The organism is Sphingomonas sp. LR55 (assembly GCF_036856015.1).
GTDB lineage: Bacteria > Pseudomonadota > Alphaproteobacteria > Sphingomonadales > Sphingomonadaceae > Sphingomonas.
The window spans coordinates 999,559-1,022,704 of the sequence record NZ_JASPFO010000001.1 but is presented as its reverse complement, the minus strand read 5'-3'; the positions used below and the strand labels follow the sequence as shown (position 1 = coordinate 1,022,704).

Here is a 23,146-nt window from a genome sequence, read left to right as displayed (position 1 = left end):
GAAGGAGGTCGGCGGATCGGCGCACTTGCGTCTTCAAGGTCGCTCGTGAGGCTCAAACGCGCCTCTCCCGCGCGTCATCACATGAGATAAAAATGCAACAAAACGGCAGAAGGAATGCCTTCTGCCGCATTTTCTATTGTCAAACCGGCCCCGCTATGGCGAATTGTTGCAATAATGTTTCCCGGTCCATGCGATCGGGAACCATCGGTTGTCGCCTTGGCCCGGGAAGGAAGGTTTGCGTTGCAGTCTGCCGTTCGTCCTCCCAGCCCGATGCCGTCCGCATGTGGTTCGATCAGGGCTCTCGTCCCTGTTCCACCGACCCATGCCGACAACGCCGCCAGTGTTCATCGCCGCACGACCGTCTCGCGAGACCGTGCCCAGTTTGCCGTTTCGGCCGAGGGGCTCGCACCGCGCGCTGCCGCGCCGTGCCCGTCGCACCGAGTATAAAGACACTTGCAAACACGCCGAGCGCAATCGGCGGTCCAAAGCGAGGACGCGTTAGGGAAGGATCCTGAAAGCCACTTTTAAGGGGGCTAAGGATAATGAAGTACACGACCTCAACCGTCGCCATGGCGGTAGCATTGGTATCCGGATCCCAGGCATATGCCTCGGAGCGCGCACCGCCGCAGGACGCCGTCCCCGCAGCCGAGCAGGATACGGCACCGCAAGCCGTCGCGCCGGTCGAAGCCGAACCCGCTGGTGACATTCTCGTGCTGGGCACGCGCCGCACCGATCGGACGCTGGCAAATTCGGCCTCGCCGGTCGACATCATCAGTTCGGCCGACCTGACGACGCAGCCCGCCGCGAACATGATCGATGCGCTCAAGAACATCGTGCCGTCGTTCTACGCCGGGCAGAACTCGATCTCGGACGCGTCGACCTTCGTCCGCTCGCCGTCGCTGCGCGGTCTGTCGGGCGACCAGGTGCTCGTGATGCTGAACGGCAAGCGCTACAATCGTTCGGCACTGGTGCAGGTCTATGGCGGCAGCGACACCGGGCTCGGCCGCGGTGCGCAGGGCCCCGACATCTCGGCTATCCCGTCGCTCGCGATCGGCAACCTGCAGGTGCTGCGCGAAGGCGCCACCGCGCAATATGGCTCGGATGCGATCGCCGGCGTGCTGAACTACGGGCTGCGCGAGGACCAAGGTATCGAACTGGTCGGACGCACCGGGCAATATTATGCGGGCGACGGCGAAAGCTATCAGATCGCGGGCAATGCCGGCATCAAGGGCGATTGGGGCTTCATCAACGCGACCGGCGAATATGTCGATGAGGGCCAGACTAGCCGAGGCCGGACCCGCCCGTCGGCGGCGAACTTCGCGCAGAACTTCCCCGAACTGGCGTCGCAGCTGCCTAATTACCCGCTGCCCGTGCAGATCTGGGGCAATTCGCCGTCGCACGGGTTCAAGTCGGTGCTCAATGCGGCGATCAACGTCACGCCCGACAGCAAGCTGTATTTCTTCGGCAACTACGCCGAGAACAAGGGTAACCAGAGCTTCAACTATCGCGCTTCGGTGAGCAGCACCGCGGTCGACACGAATGGCGTCGTGCGCAATCAGGGGGCCAATGGCGCGTTCAACAACACGTTCTTCCTGACCCCTGCCCCGCTGGCAGCGCGACCTGCAAGGCGGGTGGCTTCGTGCGGGACGGCAACACCTTCAAGTTCAACCAGCTCTATCCGGCCGGCTTCACGCCGCGCTTCGTCGGCAAGACGCAGGAGCTCTACGGCGTGCTCGGCTACAAGGGGACCAGCGGCGACTTCAGCTACGACCTGTCGGGGACGCTGGCGCGCAACAAACTGTCGCTGTCGATGTATGACTCCGCCAACTTCTCCTACGGGCCGGCGACGCAGACGAGCTTCGACTTCGGGGACCTGATCCAGCGGGAAGTGAACTTCAACGCCGACTTCACCTATGCGGCCGAGGTCGGATTGGCGGCGCCGTTGACGATTTCGGCAGGCGGCGAATTCCGCAAGGAGACTTACGAGCAGACCGCGGGCGACCTGCAATCCTATGCCGCCGGTCCCTATGCCGTCGCGCAGCAGCTCTACACGCAGACCGCGCCGGGCGTGTACGTCGATTCGGGCACGACCGCGGCGCAAGGCGTCGGCGCCAGCGGCTATGCCGGCACCAGCGAGGCGACCGCGGGCAAGTTCGACCAGAAGGCCTATGCCGCCTATGTCGGTCTCGAAACCGATCTCACCGATGCGCTGACGGTCGGCGCTGCTGGCCGCTACGAGCATTACAACACCTTCGGCAGCGCGTGGGTCGGCAAGGTCAACGCGCTGTACAAGCTCGTCGAGGGCCTCTCGGTCCGCGGCAGCTTCGGCACCGGCTTCCACGCGCCGTCGCCGGGTCAGTCGAACGTCTCGATCGTCACGACGTCGTTCAACAACGGCAACGCGTTCCAGGCGGGCACCTATCCGGTCGACAGCGCACCGGCGCAATATTACGGCGCGGAGGCCCTGACGCCGGAGAAATCGACCAACTATGGCGTCGGCGTCATCCTCGAGCCGGTCCGCGGCATGACGATCACGATCGACGGCTATCAGATCGATCTGCGCAACCGGATCGGCCTGACATCGCCGTTCATCGTTGACGCGGCGGCGGTCGCTGCGCAGCCAGCGCTGCAAGCGGTCGGCGTCGATGGCCAGGTGCAGTATTTCACCAACGGCTTCAAGACGCAGACGCGCGGCGTCGACTTCGTCGGTACCTATCGTACCAAGTTCAGCGGGGCGATGCTCAACTTCTCGCTGGCCTATAACTACAACAACACCAAGCTCAAAGCGTTCGACCAGCAGGTGATCGGGCTTGCCCAACGGATCGATGCCGAAAACCTGGCGCCGAAACATCGCCTGGTGGCAAACGCGAACTGGTCGTTGGGCAATCTGAGCTTCAACGTGCGGGAAAACTATTATAGCTCGTGGACCAGCGCGCAGGATTACGGGGTGACCGTCACCAAGGCGGCTACCGCGACGACGCCGGCGGAGGGGTACGCCAATCAACGGTTCGGCGACAAGTTCACCACCGATCTCGAACTGAGCTACATCTTCGCCGAGCATTTCACGCTGTCGATCGGGGCGCAGAACTTTACCGACGAGCATCCCGATCGCCTTGCGGCGAATTCGACGGTGCAGATCTATCCGCTGACCGGGGGCACGTCCGACGGTCAGGTCTATGCGCGGAACGGCGGACCGTTCGGGTTCAACGGCGGCTTTTATTACACCCGCCTGCGCGTGAAATACTGATCCGGACAGGGGCGCGGGATGCGCCCTTTTTGGCCAATCCGGTCTTTCTTGGCGGAGCATGCTTTGCGGCGTGCTCCGCCTTACCGTTTCTGCTGTGGCTGAGCGGATCGGACTGCTCACAGATCGCCATCAGGCCGGCAAGGACCTGACCGCATGGTTCGCACTAGGCATTCACCATACCAACCACGTGGTAGATAGGCATTGACGCGAGCGTGGTATGCGGACATTTAACTCGCTACCGATCACTTGGTAGGGAAGAAACGATGACTGACCAGCTGCCCCCGACGACCGCGACGACCCAATCAAACACGCCCGCGAAGCTTCGCCTGTTCACGTCGCCCTCCGCGTTCCCCAACCCGCAGCGTCTGCGCATCTTCCTGCACGAGAAGGGCATCGCCGACCGGTTCGACGAAACCGTCTACGACATGTCCCCGGTCGGCGAGCAGCGGCAGTGGAAGCATCTGAAGATGAACCCCTGGGGCGAGACGCCGACGCTTGAGCTGGCGGACGGCAGCTTCATCTCGGAGACCGCGGCGGTCGTGCGCTATCTCGACCAAGCGTTTCCGGGTCGGCGGATCATGGGCGAGACACCGGAAGACCAGGGTCTCGACACTATGTGGGACAATCGGATCTGGGTCCATATCCTCTACCGCATCACGACCGCGTTCCACGTCCTGCACCAGGGTCTCGGCCCCAAGCTCGAACTGACCGCCAACGCCGCGTGGGGCGAGCATTGCCGCAAGGAGGCGCTGGCGCATACTGCGCTGGTGGACCGGCATCTGGCCGACGGCCGCGAGTGGTTGCTCGGGGGTGACGCACCCACGTTCTCGGATATCACGCTGGCGACCGCGATCGCGTTCTCGAAGTTCAAGGTGAACGCGATGCCGCTCGACGAACGGTATGAGCATATCGATGCGTTCTGGCAGCGTTGGCAGCGCCGGCCGACGTTCCTCGCCGCCTATGCGGATCGGAGCAGCGGCGTGCCGGAACTCGACGATCGTCGCTAATCAACGTGCGGTCGGCGGACCGCACGTGCCGACGGCCGGCACGTGCGGTAGGAATAGGGGCGGTTCGGAATGAGGGCGCCCTAGCGCTTCACCCGCACGGCCATCGGCGCATTGCCCTGATCGGCGGCGATCGAGCTTGCGGATCGACCTGCAGCGTCCTGGATCGTGCGGTCCGCGCCCGCCGCGAGGAGCATGTCGACCTGCCGCGTGCGGTTGAAGAGCGAGGCCATCATCAGCGCGGTCTGCCCGGCATTGTTGCGCGTGTTGACGTCGCATCCCGCCTTCAACAGCCGCGCCGCGATCGCGTCCTCGCCCTTGAAGGCGACGCCCATCTGCGCGGTGTTGCCCTGATCGCGGTCCGGGCGGCATGCGTTCGCCCCCTTGGCGATCAGCGCGTCGACGGTCGCCGCCTGCCCGTTATACGCGGCCAGAATCAACGGCGTGAATCCGCGATCGTCATACGCGTTGATGTCCGCACCAGACTTGAGCAACGGATCGATCATGTCGGTTCGACCGAGCCGGGCCGCATCGAACAGCAATTGCTGGCGGCGTTCGGGCGATGGCGCGACGACCTGAGGCGCGACGCCCTGAGGCGCGGCTGGGCGGTTGGCGGGCGCGGCTTGCGGGGCCGCAGCGGCGGCGAGCGCCGCGAAGAATATCAGCATCGTCAGTCTCGTTTCTCGAAAGCAAAATGGAGGGGGCACGGATCACGCCGCGCCCCCTGCCCGCTTTTAGCGGCGCGCGGTCTGCGCCGGGTTGGCGGTGCGGTACTCTGCGACAGCGCGCGACACGTCCGCCATCGGCACGTTGACCGCGGTCGCGAGGCGCGTGCCGAAGTCCTGATCCGCCTGGTAGAAATAGCTGACCATGATCGTCTTCGTCCGCGCCGACGTGACGACGTTCAGGTCGCCCGCCAGGTTGGTGACGAGGTCGGTCCGGTCCTGCGGCTTCAGTGCGCGGTAGAACTCGCCCGCCTGCGCGAAGTTGTTGGTCTTAGCGATCGGCTTGGCGTCGACCGTCGCATCGACCGCGTAGGTCGAGGCGCGGTAGCGGGCGTCGGTCGACTTCGCGGCGGTTGCTGCCGGGAAATAATTGACGTCCGAGGTCCGCGTGGCGTGATCGAGCTGACCGTCCTGGTTGTTGTTGACGACGCTGGCGAGCGGCCGGTTTACGGGCAACTGCATGACGTTGGCGCCTATGCGGTGACGCTGCGTATCCGAATAGGAGAACAGCCGGCCCTGAAGCATGCGGTCGGGCGACGCCTCGATCCCCGGCACCATGTTGGCGGGCGCGAACGCCGACTGCTCGGTGAACTCGAAGAAGTTGGTAGGCACCTTGTTGAGCGTCATCTCGCCGATCTTGCGGAACGGCACGCCCAGCCACTCCTTGGTGTCGTCGAACGGGTTGTAGTCGAGCTTGGCGAACTCGGATGGCTTCATCGTCTGCACCATCAGGTCCCAGGTCGGGTAATCACCCTTGGCAATTTCACCGTAGAGATCGTCGGTGAGGTAGTTCCACGACGCGGTCGCGACCTGTGCGCCGTTAAGGTTCTTCACGCCCTGGCGGCTGATCCAGCGGAACTTGGCGAACACGGTTTCGCCCTTTGCATTGACCAGCTTGAACGCGTGGACGCCGTTGCCGTCCATCGTCCGGTAGGACGCGGGCGTGCCGAGGTTCGAATAGACGTGGGCGAGCATGTTGGTCGCCTCGGGCGTGGCCGAGAAGAAGTCGAAGAAGCGGTTGGGGTCCTGCTTGTTCGTCACCGGCGATGGCTTCAGCGAATGGATCATGTCCGGAAACTGGATCGCGTCGCGGATGAAGAAGATCGGCAGGTTATTCCCGACGAGGTCCCAGTTACCCTGGTCGGTGTAGAACTTGGTCGCGAAGCCGCGTGGGTCGCGCATGCCCTCGGGGCTGCCCGACGGGTGGATCACGGTCGAGAAGCGGACGAACACAGGCGTCTGCTTGCCGTTCGCGAACAGCGATGCGCTGGTGATGTTGGAGATATCGGCGGTCGCGGTGAACACGCCGTGCGCGCCGGTGCCGCGCGCGTGGACAACGCGTTCGGGCTCACGCTCGCGGTCGAACCGGGCGAGCTTCTCGATCAGCGTGGTGTCTTCGAGCAGCACCGGACCAAGATCGCCGGCTGCCTTCGAGTTACGGTTCTCGCCGATCGGCGCACCATTGTCCCGGGTCATCTGCAGGGTCGAGGCGCTGCCTGCATCGCCCTTCGCATCGACCGTTCCTGCGACGCCCGCTTGCGCGAGCGCGGGCTTGCCGGCGCTGACCGGCGCGGCCGCGGTGGTCATGCGGGTCTCGGCCTGCGTGTCGGCTGGCGTCACCGTCTGCGCGGCAACCGGCTGGATGAGGGCGCTGGGCGAGGCTGCGACGAGCAGCATCGCCGCCATCGCCTGACGGCTGTTCAAGTTCTTCATCGGGACCCTTTGTCTGTGCTCGCGTCTATGGACGCGTGCCCGCACGGAACGTGCGGCGAGCCGCGGTCCCTGGTCGAACGATGCCCGCTTTCGAAACGGGGAATATCCATGACAGCGATCGAGTCCTTCGATCGGCCGTTCCGGAGGCGTTATCAGCGGTTATTCTTGAGGGCGGCAGAAGCACCGGCGCCCCGGGTCTCGCGCGCCGTCAATGTTGCGGGTCGGCCGACACCGTGCCGAGCAGGTGCGTCGTAAAACGTGGCAATGAACAGGGGTCGGCGCAACCGGCGATGGACAATGCGGCCAGCTCGGGCGGTGCGTCGATCGACAGCGGCGTGCGGTATCGCATCTGGTCGAGCCGTTGTGCGACATAGTTGATACGGACGACCTGCTGGCCGGTCGTGGCGAGACGCCAGACCTCGAACACGAGCCCGCCACCGGGTGCGGCTTCGCCCTTGCCATAGTCGCGCAGTTTCCAGTTCAGGCCGAGCATTCCGGCGAGCATCGTCACGGTGCCGTCGTGTCCGCTGAGGACGACGATCTTCTCTGCCTCGCCGATCGGATCGGCGAGCGCGGTCGCGCCGGCACCGCGCTGGAGCGTGGCGAGTAGCCGCATCGCGAGGTAGCTGCTGGTCTGGCGTCCGACCTCCGGGGTGCGGGTGCGCAGGTCGATGCCGGCGCCGTGCACGACGAGCGCCTTGCCGATCGTCGCCGCATCGATCCCGCGCCATCCGGGGAAGGCGAGCCCGTCAGCATAGGCCATCACCAGGCTCTCAGCGATCCCGGCGACTTGCAGGCTGGGGGATGTCAGGTCCGGTTTGCCATCGTCGATCCGCATCGCGACGGGCGTGTCGTTTAAGCGGCGCTGCACCTTGGTCCGCTCGACCGCCGAGCAGGGGATGCGGCGACATTGCAGCAACAGCGCCTCGAACCGATCGCGATCGGGGGCCTGCCGCGCGTCCCATGCGGCGAGATTGCCATCGACCCGCGCGGATATCGCCGCCAGCATCCGCTGCGGGTCGAGTGGCGCGAGCGGTGTCAGCGGTGCCTCGAACAGCGGATCGGGGGCCGCAGCGGACTGGGAGATCGTCGTTGCACATCCCGGCGTCAGGCCGGCGGCGAGCGCGGTGGTGGTCGCCTCGGTCCGCTGCGTGTGGTTCGCCCAATAATAGACTGCGCAGTCGTTTGCGTTGAGCAGCCCGAGCTGGCGGTAATGCGCGCGGTACCAGCCGCCGAGCATCGTCACGAGTGTTGCGCCGTTGGCGGTCAGATAACCCGGCGGCACCGCGAACCGCGGCCACGCCCGGCGACTGTAGCGGCCGAGGTCTTCCGGGCTCGACATCGCGCTGCGAACGCCGTGGCGCATGACGATGACGACGCGCTCGAGCTTGTCCTGGGGCGGCGGTGTGGTCTGCGCCGCAACCGCCCCCGCCATGGTCGAGACGACCAGTGCGAAGCCGGCTGCGAGCGGTGCGACCCGCATCAGAACTTCGCCCGGACGCCGGCGGTGAACGTGCGGCCGTAATCCGTGTAGCCCGCGAACTGGTTGTCGCGGACATATTGCCACTGGACGCCGCCGGCGACGTTCATGCCCTGCACGACGAAGGTGACGTTCGGCGTGACCTTGTACGACATGTCGAAATCGAGGCTGCCGAACGCGCTATCGTTGTTCGCCGCCAGCCCGGCTCCGCCGACATCGCGCAGCACGTTGCCGCGCCAGCTATAGCTGACGCGCGCACTAACGCGCGCCTTCTCGTAGAACGCCGTCAGGTTGAAGCTGTCCTTGGCGACGTCGACCAGCGCATCGCGGAACGTACCGCCGGTCGCCAGCGCATAGGTGCCGCCAGTCGCGGTGTGCGTGTAGTTCGCCTGCGCGCCGAGACCATCGAACGGCGCGGGGAGCATCTTGAAAAGCTGCTGATAGGCGACCTCGATCCCTGCGACATAGGCGTCGCCGCCATTCTTGGGCGCGGTCAGGCGATAGGTCTGGCCATCGAGGACGAAGTCGCGCGTCTGCTGGAACACGAAGGTGGTGATGTCCTTGTAGAACACGCCGCCGACCAGCGCGCTGCCCGGCGCGAAATACCATTCGACCGTGCCGTCATATTGCCACGCCTCGAACGGCTTCAATTCGGGGTTGCCGCCGACCGCGGTGAGGACGGTCGGGCTCGAATTGATCGTCAGGCGCGGGGCCAGATCGGCGAGCGACGGCCGGGTGATCACCTTCGAGGCGGCGAAGCGCATCTGCAATTTGGGGGTGAACTCGGCGACCAGATTGAGCGAGGGGAGGAAATTGTCGTAGGTCTTCTCGTAGCTGACCGGCAACGCGACCTTGCCGTCGTCGGCATAGCCCGACGAGGTCTGGCGCGTCCGGGCATAGCGCACGCCGACGTCGCCGCGCACCGCGATGCCGCCGATCGGGAACGCGAAGTCGGCCATCCCGTAGCCCGCGAGGATCTCCTCGCCGATCGCATAGCTGTTGCGCAGATCGCCGCGCGCGAGCGGGGCGGCGAGCAACGCTTCCTTGCCGGTGGCGGCGGCGAGGAACTTGGCTGGCTCCGGTATCGCCCAGGTCGTCGGCAGATCGCCCTTGGCACCGTCGAGGAAGTCGTCGACCGGGAACGGCACGAAATAACTTGCGTCGAAATACTTGCCGGTGATGCCGCTGGTGAAGTTGATGTCGCGGCGATTATAGGCGCGCGTCCGCTTCTGGTATTTTGCGCCGGCATGCAGCGCGCTGAAGACGCCGGTGAGGTCACGCGTGATGTCGAGCTTGGCGGCGCGTTCGCGGTCCTTGGAGTCGTTGACGCGGTATTCGATCCGCCGTCCGGGCAACAGCGCCGGGTTCGACAGATCGGCGTTCAGCAGCGTGACATTGGGCAGCCGGTCGCCCGCCTTGCCGAAGTCGAAAATCGTCGCGCCGACCATCCCGAGCAGGCGGGTGCGATAGATCGGCTCCGGCGTATTCGAATAGGCCTGACCGATGCTGCCATCCGCAGCGATCGTCCAGCCGTTCGCCTGCCAGCGTGCGTTCGTGCCGACCAACCAGTTCTTATATTGCAGCACGGACGTCTCGCGACCGATCTGCGTGGTCGAGGCGGTCGTCGTCGCGCCGGTCAGCACGCCGTTCTCGATCACCGCGCTGCCCGGTACGATCCCGCGCGGCAGGCCGGCGCCATCCGCCGCCGAATAGGTCAGCTCATCATAGGCGACGTTCAGCCGGCTCCACAGCCCGTCGACGTTCAGCTCGAACCGGTCGTCGGGCTTCCACTGCACCGCGCCGTTGAGACCGATCCGATCGCGCTTCTCCTGCTCGAGCGTCGGACGGATCGCGGTCGGGATCAGGATCGTCTCGCTGTCGAGCGAGCCGTTGCCGTCGGTATCGATCTTGCCGTCCGCCCAGCCGACGCCGGTGATGCGGTCCTGACGGGTGGTGCGTTCGTCATAGACGGCGGCGATCAGCGCGCCGATCTTGCCGTCGGGGCTCGCCCAGCTCGCCATGCCGGACAGGCGCGGGTCGACCGTATCGGCAAGCCGCGGCGAACTGGCGGTGGCAGACAGCGACAGCACAGGCTTCTTGAGGTCGAGCGGGCGGAAGGTGCGCAGGTTGATGGTACCGCCGATGCCGCCTTCGTCGAGACTCGCGCGGGCTCTTAATCACCTCGACCGCGGACATCAGCTCGGACGGGAGCGTGTCGAAGCGGAACTGGCGACCGCTCTGGCCGCTGTCGCGGACGTTCTCGTTCACCGCGACCGAGCGGTCGTTGAGCGTCACCACCTGGAAATTGGCGCCGAGCCCGCGGATCCGGACGAACACGCCCTCGCCGCGATCGCGGACGATCGAGACGCCGGGGACGCGCTGGAGCGCCTCGGCGATGTTCTGCGCAGGGAACTTGCCGATGTCCTCGGCCTTGACGACGTCGATGACGTTGGTCGCCTTGCGCTTCTGCGCGAGCGCGGTGGTCAGGCTGCTGGCATAGCCGGTGACGACGATATCGGCGGTGTCGGTCTGAGGGGCTTCGGTCGCCACCGTCTGCGGCGCGGTGCCGACGACCGCACTCGACACGAGCAGCGCACCGTTGGCTTCGCGACGCACGGTGAGCCGCGTGCCGCTAATCAGGCGCTCGACCGCAGCCTGCGGGGCCATCGTACCGTTGAGCGCGGGGGCGGTCATCCCGGCGACCGCGGCGGGCATGAACAGGATGTCGGTGCCGCTCTGGCGGGCGAGCGCTTCGAGCGCCTTGCCGAGCGGTTGGGCTGCGAGATGCAGCGTCACGCGCGCCTGCGCGGTCGCGGCGGTGGCGAGAAAGGCGGTCGACAGCGCGGCAACGGCGGCGCCCAACACGAACGATCGGCGCAGACGCCGGCGATTGGTGATCACGGTGTTCATCCCCCCAAGGAAGGCGGCGATGATGCCGCACCTCCTCGACGGGCGAGGATCGATCTACCCCACCCCACCCCACGGCGAATTGCGGCGAATTGCGGCGAACTTTATCCGCCGAGCAGGATCGCGCCCTCGATCGTCCGCACCCGCAGCGCGAGCAGCGTGGCGAGCGACCGGCCCAGCGCGACGTTGTCGCCCATCCGGTACATCCCGCTGACGCGCACTCCGGCGACCGCCGGGTCGGCGATCACCAGCCGGGTCGTGCTGTAGCGGTTGGCCTCTTCGGCGACTGTCGTCAGCGTATCGTCGTGGAAGGCCGCGCGGCCGCTCGTCCAGGCCTGCGTCGCGGCGAGGTCGGGGCGGTCGATCCGGCCATCGGCCAGGCGCTCGCCACCGGTCAGCTGCCTTGCGCCGCCGGTGGTCTCTGTAGCGCTGCCCTCGATCGCGGTCACCGCCACCCGGTCTTCGCGATCGCGGCGCAGGTCGAACCGGCCTGCGCTTGCGGTCATGTCCCCTCGCCCCGCGTCGATCATAAACGGGATGGTCCGCGGCGCCACGGTCAGGTCGACCCGACCGCGCTCAAGCCAGAGCTGACGCCGCTCAGCGGTCGCGATCAGGCGAACACGCGTTGCCGCATCGAGCATCAGCGACGAGCCATCGCGAAGCCCGATCCGCCGCTGTTCACCGATCCCCGTTTCGTACGGCGTCGCGGCGTGCGCGGCCTGGAATGCGATCGTTCCGCCGGCGGTCGTCGCGGTCAGCGCCATGAGACCGGCAAGCGCCCGGCGCCGCGTCACCGGTGCTCGCGACGGCGCCGTCCCCGGCACCATGTCCCAGAGATCGGTAGCACGCTCGAACCGTTCGGCATGATCGGGGTTCGCGGCGAGCCAACGCCGGAAGCTCGCCGCGTCCTGCGCGGTCGCGTCGTCGGCATTGAGCCGCGCAATCCATTCTGCCGCGCTTCGGTTGGTTGCAGCCGGGTTCGCATCGAAGCTGTTCGGGGAACGGCGGCCGGGCATCGCGAAACTCACCAACCCTCCGTCCAATCGGCCAAGAAGGTCATCGCCTTGGCCATGTGCTTCTCGACCGCGCCCTGGCTGATGTCCAGCCGCTCGGCAATCTCGCGGTACTTATACCCGTCGAGCCGCTGCATCAGAAAAATCTCGCGGGTCCGCGGCGTCAGCCGGTCGATACCCTCGCGGACGCGCGCCAGTCGCGCTTTGGCGATCATCACCTCGTCCTGGATCGGTGCGGGATCGCGTAGCCAGTCGATCGCCTCGGCTGGTTCGCACGCCCCGCGCACCGCCTCCCGGCGAAACGCATCGCGACCCCTGTTGACCGCGGCGTGGACCAGGAACGCCTCGTCGTTGCGCGGCGCGGTCGCCAGCCCCGCCATGCTGACATAGGCGTCATGGAGCAGGTCCTCGCCATCCGTGCGCCGCGTCATCCGCTCGACCTGCGCGCGCAAACGCGACCAACCCTGCCACAGACCGCGTGGCGCAGGATCGGTGGCGGTGAGGTTGGCGGCAGTCATCCCCCGACCGGGTATGAGCCTGCCGGTACAGTTTGATGACGTCGCGGGGTCGGATCAATGACACGGACGTCGCCGATCCCGATCCGTCCTCACCGCGACGTCAACGATCGCTAGTCGACGGAGCCCGTGTGCATCAGACCACGCACGTCGGCGGCCACCTGATTGTTGGCGCCGAGCCGCTCGATCAGCTGCGCCTGACGGCTGCCGCGCAACCCGGCGGTGGTGAGCTGCTTGTCGCGGACATAGGTGTAAACGCCGCTGACCGCGAAGGCCGAGACATACGCGATATGCGCCTTTTGCGCGGCGTGCGTTGCGGTGAACGCGTCGGATTCGAAGAACGCGCGCCGGGTCAGCGGGCTTTCGAAGGCGAGTTCGATCACCGCGATCCGTGCGCGCTCCGGGGGTACCAGATGATCGACATTGGGTGCCGGCGGGGCGGGTTCGGCATTGTCGTAGCGGTCCGGCACGTGCAGGCGAAGCTTCAACACCGCGGCGTCGGCGGCGAGCGTTTCGGCGAACTCGGTCATGAACGTCGCGAACGTTCCGGCGTCGCCGTCGGCCGCGCCGAAGTGGACGTGGATACGGTCGAAGCCGTCGTCGCCATTGGGGATCGGATCGGCGATGCGGTCGACCAGCGTGCGCGATCCGTTCGGCAGCGCATAGGCGACGGTGGCCGCGAACATGTTCTGCTCGTCGGCGAACAGGATGTGGCTCGCCGCGTTGAAGACGTCCTGGTCGGCCTTCGACGCGAACCCGATCTCGACGCCGCCGTCGAGTTCATAGTCCGCGAACGGCGCGATACCGTCGATAGCCGGCCAGAGATGCGCGTCCTGCTCGCGGTTCAGATGGTTCTGGACGTACCAGCCGAGACCCGGGATGCGCGAACACAGCGGGCCGTGGACGTCGCGCCAATAGGTGGCGAACACGTCGTGCGGCACGCGGGGGCGGCGCAGGACCGTCGTGTAGCTGTTGATCGCGATACTCGCGTCGCGCGATGCGTAATCGGTCGTGGTGGAAACCTTGGGCATGGGTGACATCCTGATGATGAGGGGCGTTAACGCGCGTCGGTCGGAAAATGCGGCAGGACATACGTCGCGAGTTCGTCGGCCACGTCCGCAAAGGGGCGGCGCGACGGCTTGGGGTTGAGCGCGACGTGCGCCACGCCCTCGTCCCGCTGACGCTTCCAGAGGTCGATCAGCGCGTTGCGACCGCTGCGGATACCGCCGCTGGCATAGGCCAGCGGTGCATCCGGGTCCGCGAGCAGATCGAACATCGCACCGTAGCCGTAAGGCTTGTACGGGCCGCCGGCGGTTGCCGTTCGCCACCGGGCGAGAACGTCGGGCAGGCGCCGCGCGTCGCTGAGATGCCAGATCCAGCCATCGGTGTTCGCACCGAGCCAGTCCAGCGTCTGCCCGGCGCGGCCGATCGCGAGGATCGGCAACCGCGGTCCGATCGGTTTGGGGACCATGTCGATGCTGCCGTCGAGCGTGCCGTAATACGCAGACGCATGCCGGGCGAACGACCGTTCGGTCGCGGCGCGGATGACGTCGATCGCATCGCGGTAGCGTTCGGGACGATCGTCGAGATTGCTGTTGAACGCGGCGAACTCCGACGGCCGGTCGCCGGTCGACAGCCCGAGCAGAAAGCGCCCGCCGAGCAACTGGTCGACGCTCGCCGCCTGCTTGGCGACGATCAGCGGATCGCGCAGCGGCAGGACGATACCCGCCGTGCCGATCGCGATCCGAGTCGTCTGCGCGGCGAGCCATCCGGCATAGACCATCGGATCGAGGACTTGCCCGACATCGCCGAAGCTCGGATCGTAGAACGGCACGTCGCGCAGCCAGATCGCCGCGAAGTCGAGCGCATCGACCTTTCGCGCCAGTGCCGCGTGATCGGCGAGCGTCGGCCACGGTGCGGTCGGATAGGCTTCGAGCGGGGCGATGAAGCCCAGCGTCAGCCGGCCGGGCTGGAACACGCGCGCATAGGCGGCGTGTCCGGCCAGATCCGGTGCCAGTGCGTCCGGCGTGTCCATCAGCTGACGCTCCGGGCCTTCAGCCGGTGCACCAGCGGTGTCACCAGCACCGCGAGGATCGCGATCGCGGCGGCAACATGGCCGACCGCGCCGAGCCCGAGATGCTGGATCACCGAACCGCCGATGATCGCGCCGAAGCCGATGCCGGCATTGGCCATCGACACGTTGAGCGTGCCCGCCAGCGCCTGCGCATGGCTCGCCGACTGCATCACGCGCACCTGGCAGATCGGGTAGAGCGCGGTGTTGGCGATGCCCCAGACCGCGAGCGCGATCGCCAGCCAGACGGTCGAGCCTGCGACCAGTGTCGTCGCGGCCATGCCGATCGCCAGCACCAACGCCGTGATCGCCGTGACCAGCAGCGGCCCCCGGCCGACGAACTGCCCGCCCAGCCAATTGCCGGCGAGACCGACGATCCCGAAGCCCATCAGCCACCAGCCGACCTGCCCTGCCGGGATATGTGCGATCTGCTCGAGCGTATCGGCGAGATAGGTATAGGCGGTGAACATCGCAGTGAAGACGATGACCGACAGCACGACGTTGCCGAGGAAATACGGGTCCTTGAGGATGCGTGCCTGTTCGGCGAGCTTGACGCGCGGGGCGTGCCAGCGTCGGCATCACAACGAGCAACAGCACCGCCATCAGCAGCGACAGCCCCGACAGCCCCCAGAACGTCCCGCGCCAGCCGAACGCGGTCGAGGCGAGCGTACCGAGCGGAATGCCGAGCACCATCGCGCCGGAAATCCCGAGATAGACGTTGGCGACCGCCTTGCCGGCCTTTTCGGGACCTGCGAGTTCGCCTGCGGTTTCGCTGGCGGTGCCCCAAAACACCGGTAGTGCCAGCGCCGGCAGGAACCGCGCGAGGCCGAGGACCCAGATATCGGGCGCTGCGGCGGCCAGAGCGTTCGCACCGGCGAAGATCACGAGGATCACGACGAACAGCCGCTTGCGCTCGAAGTGCGAGAGCATCGCGGTCAGGAACGGCCCTGCGAGCATGACCGTGAAGGCGAACAGCGTGACGAGCTGCCCCGCGACGGTGATCGAAATGCCGAGATCGCGCGCGAGGCTCGGCAACAGTCCGACGATGATGAACTCGGTGGTGACGATCACGAACGCGGAGATCGCGAGCAACAGCACGGCTAAGCCATGCCCCGCCGACTTCGTGCCCGGCGGGGCGGCGTGGATAGGATGGCTGGGGGACGACATCGGCAAAGGGCTCCTGAATGGCGCCCTCTCTACGCGCGACGAAAACGCACGTCGTGCGGCATTAATTCGTGCATAGAGCGACAATTATTCCATAATGGACGCACTGCCATGATCCCGTCGGAACGTTTCAAGGGTATCGAAGCCTTTGTCTGCACCGCCGATGCGGGCAGCTTCACCGCTGCCGGGGCGCGGCTCAACCTGACCAATTCAGCGGTCAGCAAGAGTGTCGCGCGGCTCGAGGCGCGGCTGGGCAGTCGGCTGTTCGAGCGGACCACCCGCCGCCTGACGCTGACCGACGTCGGTGCCGCTTTCTACGAAACATGCGTGCGGGTGCTCGGCGAGCTTGCCGATGCCGAGGCGGTGCTTGCAGCGCATCGGTCGGAGATCGTCGGGCGGCTGAAGGTCGACGTGCCGATCGCGTTCGGGCGGATGCAGGCGATGCCGCTGCTGCTCGCCTTTGCCGAACGCCACCCGAATTTGCGCCCGAGCATCACCTTCACCGACCGCAAGATCGACATCGTCGAGGAGGGCGTCGACGTCGCAATCCGGATCGGCGCGGGGGAACCCTGGCCGGACAATCTCGGTCACCGCTATCTCGGCAGCGAGCGCGTCATCATCTGCGCCGCCCCTGCCTATCTGGAGCGGCGGGGCATGCCTGAGAATGCCGATGCGCTCGCGGCGTTCGACTCCATCCTCTACGGCCGCGGCGATGGCAGCACGGCCAATTGGCGGTTCGCCCGCGACGCCGGGCGCATCGAGGAATACCCGATGGAAGCCCGCATCGTCCTCGGCAGCGCCGAAGCGCAGGTCGGCGCAGTGAAAGCCGGGTTCGGGATCGCCCAGCTCGCGACATGGTTGATCAAGGACGAACTCGATCGCGGCGAGCTTGTCGAGATCCTCCCGGAACTGGCGACGGTCGGCCTGCCGCTGCATCTGGTCTGGCGCCGAAGCCGCCAGCTTACGCCCAAGGTCGACGCGCTGCTCGAAGCGCTGACCGAGGGGTTGCGGATCGAGTGACCGGCGGTCCCGGTTAGCGCGCCGGGGCGACGGGCGGGATAACCGGCGAGCTGGCGGGCGGGACGGCGAACGTCCTGGATAACCCGTGATAGAGTTTCTCGCGGCAGACCCACTGGCTGGCGGCGTCGGCGATGAACGCGGTCGCGAACATCGGCAGCATCAGCCCACGGCTCGCGGTCGTCTCGGACAGGATGATGACCGCGGTCAGCGGCGCGCGGACGACGCCTGCGAAATACGCGACCATGCCGAGGATGACGATCGCGCTTGCCGGCTCGCCGGGGAACACCTGCCGCAGCAGATTGCCGACGCCTGCACCGACCGCGAGCGATGGCGCGAAGATCCCGCCCGGCAGCCCTGCGATCGCGGTCGCGGCGGTCGCCACGAACTTGGCCGGTCCGAACCACAAGGGCGCATCGACCCCGACGATCATCGCGCGCGCCGCGGAATAGCCGGTGCCCCAGGTCAACCCGGTCGCCACGCCGAGAACCGCCACCACCACGCCGCAGCCGCCCGCGAATGCGACCGGGTTGGCGCGGGTCCACTGCGTCACCCAGTTGCGGGCGAGCGCCATCGCCAGCAGCGTGCGCGAGAACAGGCCACCCGCCATCCCGCCGGCGATCCCCGCGACCGGTGCGACCAGCAGCGCCGACAGCAACGGCATATGCGCGCCGATCGCACCGAAATAGATATAGTCGCCCTGGACGGACTGCGCGACCATCCCGGCGATCACGATCGCGGCGAGTACCAGCAGCGTGACGCGCTGTTCATAGGCCGACGCCAGTTCCTCGATCGCGAACATCAGTCCGGCCAGCGGCGTGTTGAAGGCGGCGGCGACGCCTGCCGCACCGCCGGCGATCAGCACGCCGCCACGCAGCGGTACGCGCAGGATGCGGTGCGTCGCCCCCATCACCGCGGCGGCAAGCTGGACGGTCGGTCCCTCGCGCCCGACCGACGCGCCACCGAGCACCGCGCCGATCGTCAGCACCGCCTTGGCCGCGACCGTACGCACCGAGATCAGCGTTCGCGTCGCGGCATTGGGATCGGCCTGCGCGGCGATGACCTGCGGTATTCCCGATCCCCGCGCGAACGGTGCGTATCGACGGGTGAGCCAGACCAGCGCCATGAACGTCAACGGAGTCGTCAACAATGGCAACCAGTGCCAGCGGCGGGCATAGCCGGCGAACATCGCCGCCGCCCGGTCAGCCGCCTCGGCGAACAGCGTCGCAACGATGCCGACGAGGATCGCACCGACGAGGATGGCCGCGCGCGTCCGGAACTGGACCGAGCGAGGACCTCGCGCTCGAAGCAGCGCGCGATACCGGGACGGGGTCCAGCGCTTTGCCGGCATCAGACGATCGAGAAACGCAGCCATGAGGCCGACCTAGATCAGGACGCGGGCGGCGTCACCCCGATGCGAACCTCTGTCCGAGACTCCTACGATGCGGGAGCAGAAGCGGATGCCGTGGTAAGACAGACGCGGGCACGCTTGCGCGCGACCATGACGCACATGCGGCGCGGCACCGCCAATCGCTCCAGCCGACCATCGGGTGCGGCGTCTTGGCGTCGACAGCGGGAGCGTCGCCAACCGGCGTAATGGAGCGCGGCAACCGCAAACTCGGCCGCGTACATGCGCGCTCGAGCCGGGTCGTGTGCGGCCCCTCGGCGCGATCCCTAACGCACTGCGACCCGACACTATTCTTAGCTGAAGTTTAACGATCTTGGGGCATCATCCAGCCGTTGAGGGAGCTATTGTTCGTGCCGACCACAGATGCGAGTTTTGACGTCGTTTCGCTGAACGATCTCGAGTCCATGTCCGACGAAGACCGCGACGCGCTGCCGTTCGGGGTGGTCGGCTTCGGGGCGGACACGATCGTGCAGACCTATAACGCGACCGAGGCGCGGATGTCGGGACTCGATCCCTCGACGGTCATGGGTGTGCCGTTCTTCGACGCCGTCGCGCAGTGCATGAACAATTTCCTGGTTGCGCAGCGGTTCGAGGACGAGCCGGACATCGATGACATCGTCCCCTATGTGCTTACCTTGCGGATGCGCCCGACGAAAGTTCGCCTGCGGCTGCTCGCGGACGCGGGGATGCCACGCCGCTACATCCTGATCGAACGATGAGGTTGCATCGATGACCGGCAAGTCGAGCGAGGAACAGCTCCTAGAATTCCTGTATGCGTGCCCCGTCGGGTTGATCGAATGCGACCTGACCGGCGATATCGCCTTGATGAACCCGCATGCGATGCAGCATCTGCTACCGCTTGCCGGGCCGCGCGATGCCGGCAATCTGTTCACCGCGTTCGAGCAGCACGCCCCCGAGTTGCGGAGCATCGTCGCGGGCTATGCAGCCGCTACCGGCAAGATCTGCGACGGGCATCGGATCTTCGTCGATCTCGGTCAGGGCCGGCGCGCACAGGCACCAAAGGTGCTGGCCTGTACGATCGTCAAGCTGGGCGCGGATCGCCTGATGGTGACGCTGAGCGATATCAGCCAGCAGGTCGTCCAGGAGGAGCGACTGCGGCAGGCGGATACCTGGTTCGCAACGCTGCTGGACGGGGTCAACGAATATGCCGCGCTCGCGATCACGTCGGATGGCCGGATCGCGTCGGCCAATGCCTGCTTCACCAAGCAGACCGGTCATGACTGTGCTGCGGTGACCGGCCATAATCTGGCGGACGTTCTCGACAGCGACACGTCCGGCGGCGACCTGCGTCTCGACGAGCAGCTCGAAATCGCTGCGCGCGATGGCTGGCATCTGCAAGAGGGGTGGCAGCAACGCGCCGATGGCGAACGCTATTGGTGCCAGCGCCTCGTGGTCGCGCGATCCGATGGCGATGGTCCGCGCCCGACCGGCTTTTCGGTGATCCTGCGCGACGTCCCGCGGCGCGAGGCCGCCGCCGAGGACATGCGCCGGCTGCTGACCTGCGATCACCTGACGGGCGCATCGAACCGCCGCCACTTCAGCCAGATCATGGAGCGCGAGCAGGCGCATTGGCGCGAGCTGCGGCAGTCATTGTCGCTGATCGTCCTCGATCTCGATCATTTCAAGGCGGTCAACGACACGCATGGCCATCCGGTCGGCGACGTCCTGCTTCGTCGGGTCGCCGAGGTCTGCACGCTGCTTCTGCCGCCCCGCGGCATCTTCGCGCGGCTGGGTGGCGAGGAATTCGGCGTCCTGCTGCCCCGCTTCGATCACGATCAGGCGATCGGGTTGGCCGACGACATGCGCAAGGCCATCGCCGCGCTGGAATTGGACACGCCGCGCGGGCCGCTGAAGGTCACGGCAAGCCTGGGCTGTGCGACGCTCGACGAGGCCGGCGGATCGATCGATGCGGTCATCGCGCTCGCCGACAAGCGCCTCTATGCCGCCAAGAGCGAAGGACGCAATCGGGTCTATCGGTCCACCGCCTGCGCGGCGTGACGGTGACCGCCCTCCCCCGCGCCGCCATCTCCCGGACCGCCCTCTCCCGCGCGGCCGTCCACCGGATCGCGTGCGCCGTCGTGGCCGCAGAACTGCGCCGCTGGCGCGCAACCGGCGCCGCGTCGGTTCAGCCGGACGACTGGCCCGAAGCCCTGCCGATCGGCGACGACGGACTGGGGCTGGACTCGATGGAGCAATTGGGCGCGCTGGGCGCGTTGGCGGAGACGTTCTGCCTCGACGACGCGCTGCTGGGCCGGGAACCGCCGCGCATCGTCGGCGAGTGGATCGATTGGATCATGCTCGGACAGGATGCGACCAATGGTCGGATGACCGTTCGGACATCGGGGTCGACCGGCAGTCCCAAGTCTTGCGCCCATGCCACCGTCGACCTGCTCGACGAGGCCGCGTTCCTCGCGACGCAGCTTGCCGGACGCCGCCGCGTGGTGGCGCTGGTCCCCGCGCATCATCTCTACGGAATCATCTGGACCGCGCTGCTACCGGCTGTGCTGGATGTCCCGGTCGTCGTTCGGACGATCGGCACGCCGCTCGATCTGACCGCGGGAGACCTCGTCGTCGCCGTACCGGACCAGTGGCGCGCGATCGTGCGCCTGACCCGCTGCTTTCCCGCGGACGTCGTCGGCGTAAGCTCGGCGGGGCCGCTCGACGACCGGCTGGCGGCCGACCTGCTTGCGGTCGGGCTGACGCGACTGATCGATATCTACGGCTCCTCGGAGACCAGCGGTATCGCGCTGCGCGATCTGCCGGCCACCGCGTATGCGTTGCTGCCACGATGGCAGCTGATCCCCTCCGGCACCGCGGAAGGTCACGGCACCGACGAATGGCAGCTGCGTGACGCGCGTGGCGGGCATCACGACCTGCCCGACCATATCGAGCGGATCGGTGACCGCAGCCTGCGTCCGATCGGCCGGCGCGACGGCGCGGTGCAGGTCGGCGGCCACAATGTCTGGCCCGGACGCATCGCCGACAGGCTGCGGGCGATCGACGGGGTCGCCGACGCGGCGGTGCGACTGCACGTCGACGGTCGGCTGAAGGCGTTCATCGTGCCGGACGATGATGATTGCGACGCCGACGAACTCCGCGGGCGGATCGACCGGGCGGCGGCCGATCAACTGACGGGACCCGAACGGCCAAAGAGTATCCGGTTCGGAGATATGCTGCCGCGCGATGCGATGGGAAAGCTTTGCGACTGGGGGTGACCTGCGCGAAGATCCGGCACCGCTGGGCCGTGTGACGGCGCGCTTGACGTTCACGTTGCGCGTCGCGACTGTCTGGACCGATGGCTTCCACCCTCCCCCCGCTGGCCTGACGATCTGATGCAGGCGGCGCTGGCATTGCACGACAACCAGCTTCACATCGCCGAACCGCTGCTGAAGGCGTATCTCAAGCAGGACCCGTTCGACGCGCGCGATCCGGATGCTGGCCGAACTGGCAGGGCGGATCGGCCGCTATGGCGATGCGGAGGCGTTGCTGCGGCGCGCGGTCGAGCTGGCGCCGGGCTTTACCGCGGCGCGCGCGAACCTCGCGCTCGTGCTGTACCGCCAGAACCGCGCGCCCGAGGCGCTGACCTTGCTCGATGCGGTGATCGCCGACGAGCCGGACAATCCGGGGCATGCGAATTTGAAGGCCGCCGCACTTGGCCGGCTCGGCGGGTTCGAGGATGCGATCGCGCTGTATGAAAAGGTGCTGCGCGATGCGCCCGGCCAGCCGCGCGTGTGGCTGAGCTATGGGCATATGCTCAAGACGGTCGGGCGTCGCGACGACGGCATCGCCGCGTATCGCCGCGCGCTGTCGCTGTTACCGACGCTGGGCGATGCGTGGTGGAGCCTCGCCAACCTCAAGACGGTGAAGTTCGACGACGACGATATCGCGGCGATGGAAGCCGCCCTCGCACGCGACGATCTGGACGACGAGGACCGCTTTCATCTCGACTTCGCGCTCGGCAAGGCGTTCGAGGACCGCCGCGATCCGGTGCAGTCGTTCGCGCATTACGCGGCGGGCAACGCGCTCCGCCGGACGCGGATCGTGTACGACGCGGACGAAACGACGGCGTTCGTCGATCGCAGCATCGCGTTGTTGACGCCCGAATTTCTTGCGGCTCGGCTCGATCACGGGTCGACTGCGCCGGACCCGATCTTCGTGCTCGGGATGCCGCGCGCTGGCTCGACGCTGATCGAGCAGATCCTGGCCAGCCACAGCCTGGTCGAGGGGACGACCGAACTGCCCGACATGCCGGCGCTGGCGCGTCGCATCGTGCACTATCCGCAGGGACTGGAGGCGCTGTCCGCCGACGCGTTGCGCGACATCGGCGAAGACTATCTGCGCCGTGCCGCGATCCAGCGGCGCACCGATCGCCCGTTCGTCATCGACAAGCTGCCCAACAACTGGGCGCATATCGCACTGACAACGCGCGGATCATCGATGCGAGACGCGACCCGCTCGACTGCTGTTTCTCGAACTTCAAGCAGCATTACGCGCGGGGGCAGACCTTCAGCTATTCGCTCGACGATCTCGGCCGCTATTACACCGACTATGTCCGGCTGATGACGCATGTCGACGCAGTGCTGCCTGGCCGTGTCCACCGCGTCGATCACGCGGCTTTGCTCGACGATACCGAGGCCGAAGTCAGCGCGTTGCTCGCGGCCTGCGGACTGGATTTCGAGCCGGCCTGCCTCGCCTTCCACGAGACCGAGCGCGCGGTCCGCACCGCCAGCTCCGAACAGGTGCGCCGGCCGATCAATCGCGACGGCGTCGATGCCTGGCGTCCCTATGACCAGTGGCTCGGGCCGTTGCGATCCGCCCTGGGACTCGCCGCGACGACCTGACCCGTGGCGAAAACGTCACG

At 66.8% G+C, this 23,146-nt stretch carries 16 protein-coding genes and 5 pseudogenes; 9 read left to right on the top strand and 12 right to left on the bottom strand.

All coding sequences use genetic code 11. The features are described from left to right. Window positions 1–542: 542 nt before the first annotated feature. The 3 genes and pseudogenes from QP181_RS04935 to QP181_RS04925 all read left to right on the top strand — a co-directional run. A pseudogene (locus QP181_RS04935) lies at window positions 543–1,058 on the top strand (TonB-dependent receptor plug domain-containing protein); the annotation flags it as partial. 581 nt (window positions 1,059–1,639) lie between these two features. After that, window positions 1,640–3,247: a TonB-dependent receptor plug domain-containing protein gene (locus tag QP181_RS04930; protein WP_333927821.1), complete on the top strand. Its 1,608-nt coding sequence runs from the start codon at window positions 1,640–1,642 to the stop codon at window positions 3,245–3,247. A gap of 263 nt (window positions 3,248–3,510) precedes the next feature. Continuing rightward, on the top strand, window positions 3,511–4,254 hold the full coding sequence (locus QP181_RS04925) for a glutathione S-transferase family protein (protein WP_333927820.1): 744 nt from the start codon (window positions 3,511–3,513) through the stop codon (window positions 4,252–4,254). An 80-nt stretch (window positions 4,255–4,334) separates the two neighbouring features. On the opposite strand, the gene QP181_RS04920 is transcribed toward QP181_RS04925, so the two are convergent. The 11 genes and pseudogenes from QP181_RS04920 to QP181_RS04870 form a co-directional block, all read right to left on the bottom strand. Then, window positions 4,335–4,919, bottom strand: a complete 585-nt coding sequence (locus QP181_RS04920) for an ankyrin repeat domain-containing protein (RefSeq protein WP_443027517.1) — start codon at window positions 4,917–4,919, stop codon at window positions 4,335–4,337. Between the two features lie 66 nt (window positions 4,920–4,985). Beyond that, a complete protein-coding gene (locus QP181_RS04915; protein WP_333927819.1) occupies window positions 4,986–6,689 on the bottom strand; it encodes a catalase in 1,704 nt (567 codons plus the stop codon). A gap of 208 nt (window positions 6,690–6,897) precedes the next feature. After that, window positions 6,898–8,172, bottom strand: a complete 1,275-nt coding sequence (locus QP181_RS04910; RefSeq protein WP_333927818.1) for a histidine-type phosphatase — start codon at window positions 8,170–8,172, stop codon at window positions 6,898–6,900. Beyond that, on the bottom strand, window positions 8,172–10,295 hold the full coding sequence (locus QP181_RS04905; protein ID WP_333929553.1) for a TonB-dependent receptor: 2,124 nt from the start codon (window positions 10,293–10,295) through the stop codon (window positions 8,172–8,174). Before QP181_RS04905 ends, QP181_RS04910 begins: the two co-directional genes overlap by 1 nt. Before the next feature lie 97 nt (window positions 10,296–10,392). Then, window positions 10,393–10,836: pseudogene (locus QP181_RS04900) on the bottom strand (TonB-dependent receptor plug domain-containing protein); the annotation flags it as partial. 344 nt (window positions 10,837–11,180) lie between these two features. Continuing rightward, on the bottom strand, window positions 11,181–12,104 hold the full coding sequence (locus QP181_RS04895) for a FecR family protein (protein WP_333927817.1): 924 nt from the start codon (window positions 12,102–12,104) through the stop codon (window positions 11,181–11,183). Continuing rightward, on the bottom strand, window positions 12,101–12,607 hold the full coding sequence (locus QP181_RS04890) for an RNA polymerase sigma factor (protein WP_132896484.1): 507 nt from the start codon (window positions 12,605–12,607) through the stop codon (window positions 12,101–12,103). Before QP181_RS04890 ends, QP181_RS04895 begins: the two co-directional genes overlap by 4 nt. A gap of 110 nt (window positions 12,608–12,717) precedes the next feature. Next, window positions 12,718–13,635, bottom strand: a complete 918-nt coding sequence (locus QP181_RS04885; protein WP_333927816.1) for an EthD domain-containing protein — start codon at window positions 13,633–13,635, stop codon at window positions 12,718–12,720. 26 nt (window positions 13,636–13,661) lie between these two features. Continuing rightward, window positions 13,662–14,582, bottom strand: a pseudogene (locus tag QP181_RS04880) (TIGR03571 family LLM class oxidoreductase); the annotation flags it as partial. Between the two features lie 56 nt (window positions 14,583–14,638). Next, the gene (locus tag QP181_RS04875; protein ID WP_333929551.1) at window positions 14,639–15,172 is read right to left on the bottom strand and encodes an MFS transporter; all 534 of its coding nucleotides are present in this window, start codon (window positions 15,170–15,172) and stop codon (window positions 14,639–14,641) included. 103 nt (window positions 15,173–15,275) lie between these two features. After that, window positions 15,276–15,746, bottom strand: a pseudogene (locus QP181_RS04870) (MFS transporter); the annotation flags it as partial. On the opposite strand from QP181_RS04870, the gene QP181_RS04865 reads away from it, so the two are divergent. Next, the gene (locus QP181_RS04865) at window positions 15,631–15,918 is read left to right on the top strand and encodes a hypothetical protein (protein WP_333929690.1); all 288 of its coding nucleotides are present in this window, start codon (window positions 15,631–15,633) and stop codon (window positions 15,916–15,918) included. The pseudogene QP181_RS04870 and the gene QP181_RS04865 sit on opposite strands and share 116 nt — an antisense overlap. A 32-nt stretch (window positions 15,919–15,950) precedes the next feature. Further along, the gene (locus QP181_RS04860; RefSeq protein WP_333927814.1) at window positions 15,951–16,859 is read left to right on the top strand and encodes a LysR family transcriptional regulator; all 909 of its coding nucleotides are present in this window, start codon (window positions 15,951–15,953) and stop codon (window positions 16,857–16,859) included. Between the two features lie 13 nt (window positions 16,860–16,872). Here QP181_RS04860 and QP181_RS04855 read toward each other — a convergent pair whose 3' ends face one another. Further along, window positions 16,873–18,231, bottom strand: a complete 1,359-nt coding sequence (locus QP181_RS04855; RefSeq protein WP_333927813.1) for a chloride channel protein — start codon at window positions 18,229–18,231, stop codon at window positions 16,873–16,875. Between the two features lie 437 nt (window positions 18,232–18,668). Between QP181_RS04855 and QP181_RS04850 the strand changes: the two genes are divergently transcribed. The 4 genes and pseudogenes from QP181_RS04850 to QP181_RS04835 all read left to right on the top strand — a co-directional run bounded on the left by QP181_RS04850 (window position 18,669) and on the right by QP181_RS04835 (window position 23,126). Next, the gene (locus tag QP181_RS04850) at window positions 18,669–18,983 is read left to right on the top strand and encodes a PAS domain-containing protein (protein ID WP_132896657.1); all 315 of its coding nucleotides are present in this window, start codon (window positions 18,669–18,671) and stop codon (window positions 18,981–18,983) included. A 10-nt stretch (window positions 18,984–18,993) separates the two neighbouring features. Then, a complete protein-coding gene (locus QP181_RS04845) occupies window positions 18,994–20,283 on the top strand; it encodes a sensor domain-containing diguanylate cyclase (protein WP_333927812.1) in 1,290 nt (429 codons plus the stop codon). A gap of 80 nt (window positions 20,284–20,363) precedes the next feature. Next, window positions 20,364–21,500, top strand: a complete 1,137-nt coding sequence (locus QP181_RS04840; protein WP_333927810.1) for an AMP-binding protein — start codon at window positions 20,364–20,366, stop codon at window positions 21,498–21,500. A 117-nt stretch (window positions 21,501–21,617) separates the two neighbouring features. After that, a pseudogene (locus QP181_RS04835) lies at window positions 21,618–23,126 on the top strand (sulfotransferase family protein). Window positions 23,127–23,146 lie beyond the last annotated feature (20 nt).

Coding starts and splice junctions, on each gene's coding strand:
- QP181_RS04860 (WP_333927814.1), top strand. CDS start 15,951: ATGATCCCGTCGGAACGTTTCAAGGGTATCGAAGCCTTTGTCTGCACC.
- QP181_RS04890 (WP_132896484.1), bottom strand. CDS start 12,607: ATGACTGCCGCCAACCTCACCGCCACCGATCCTGCGCCACGCGGTCTG.
- QP181_RS04910 (WP_333927818.1), bottom strand. CDS start 8,172: ATGCGGGTCGCACCGCTCGCAGCCGGCTTCGCACTGGTCGTCTCGACC.
- QP181_RS04925 (WP_333927820.1), top strand. CDS start 3,511: ATGACTGACCAGCTGCCCCCGACGACCGCGACGACCCAATCAAACACG.
- QP181_RS04850 (WP_132896657.1), top strand. CDS start 18,669: ATGTCCGACGAAGACCGCGACGCGCTGCCGTTCGGGGTGGTCGGCTTC.
- QP181_RS04915 (WP_333927819.1), bottom strand. CDS start 6,689: ATGAAGAACTTGAACAGCCGTCAGGCGATGGCGGCGATGCTGCTCGTC.
- QP181_RS04865 (WP_333929690.1), top strand. CDS start 15,631: ATGACCGTGAAGGCGAACAGCGTGACGAGCTGCCCCGCGACGGTGATC.
- QP181_RS04855 (WP_333927813.1), bottom strand. CDS start 18,231: ATGGCTGCGTTTCTCGATCGTCTGATGCCGGCAAAGCGCTGGACCCCG.
- QP181_RS04920 (WP_443027517.1), bottom strand. CDS start 4,919: ATGCTGATATTCTTCGCGGCGCTCGCCGCCGCTGCGGCCCCGCAAGCC.
- QP181_RS04845 (WP_333927812.1), top strand. CDS start 18,994: ATGACCGGCAAGTCGAGCGAGGAACAGCTCCTAGAATTCCTGTATGCG.
- QP181_RS04885 (WP_333927816.1), bottom strand. CDS start 13,635: ATGCCCAAGGTTTCCACCACGACCGATTACGCATCGCGCGACGCGAGT.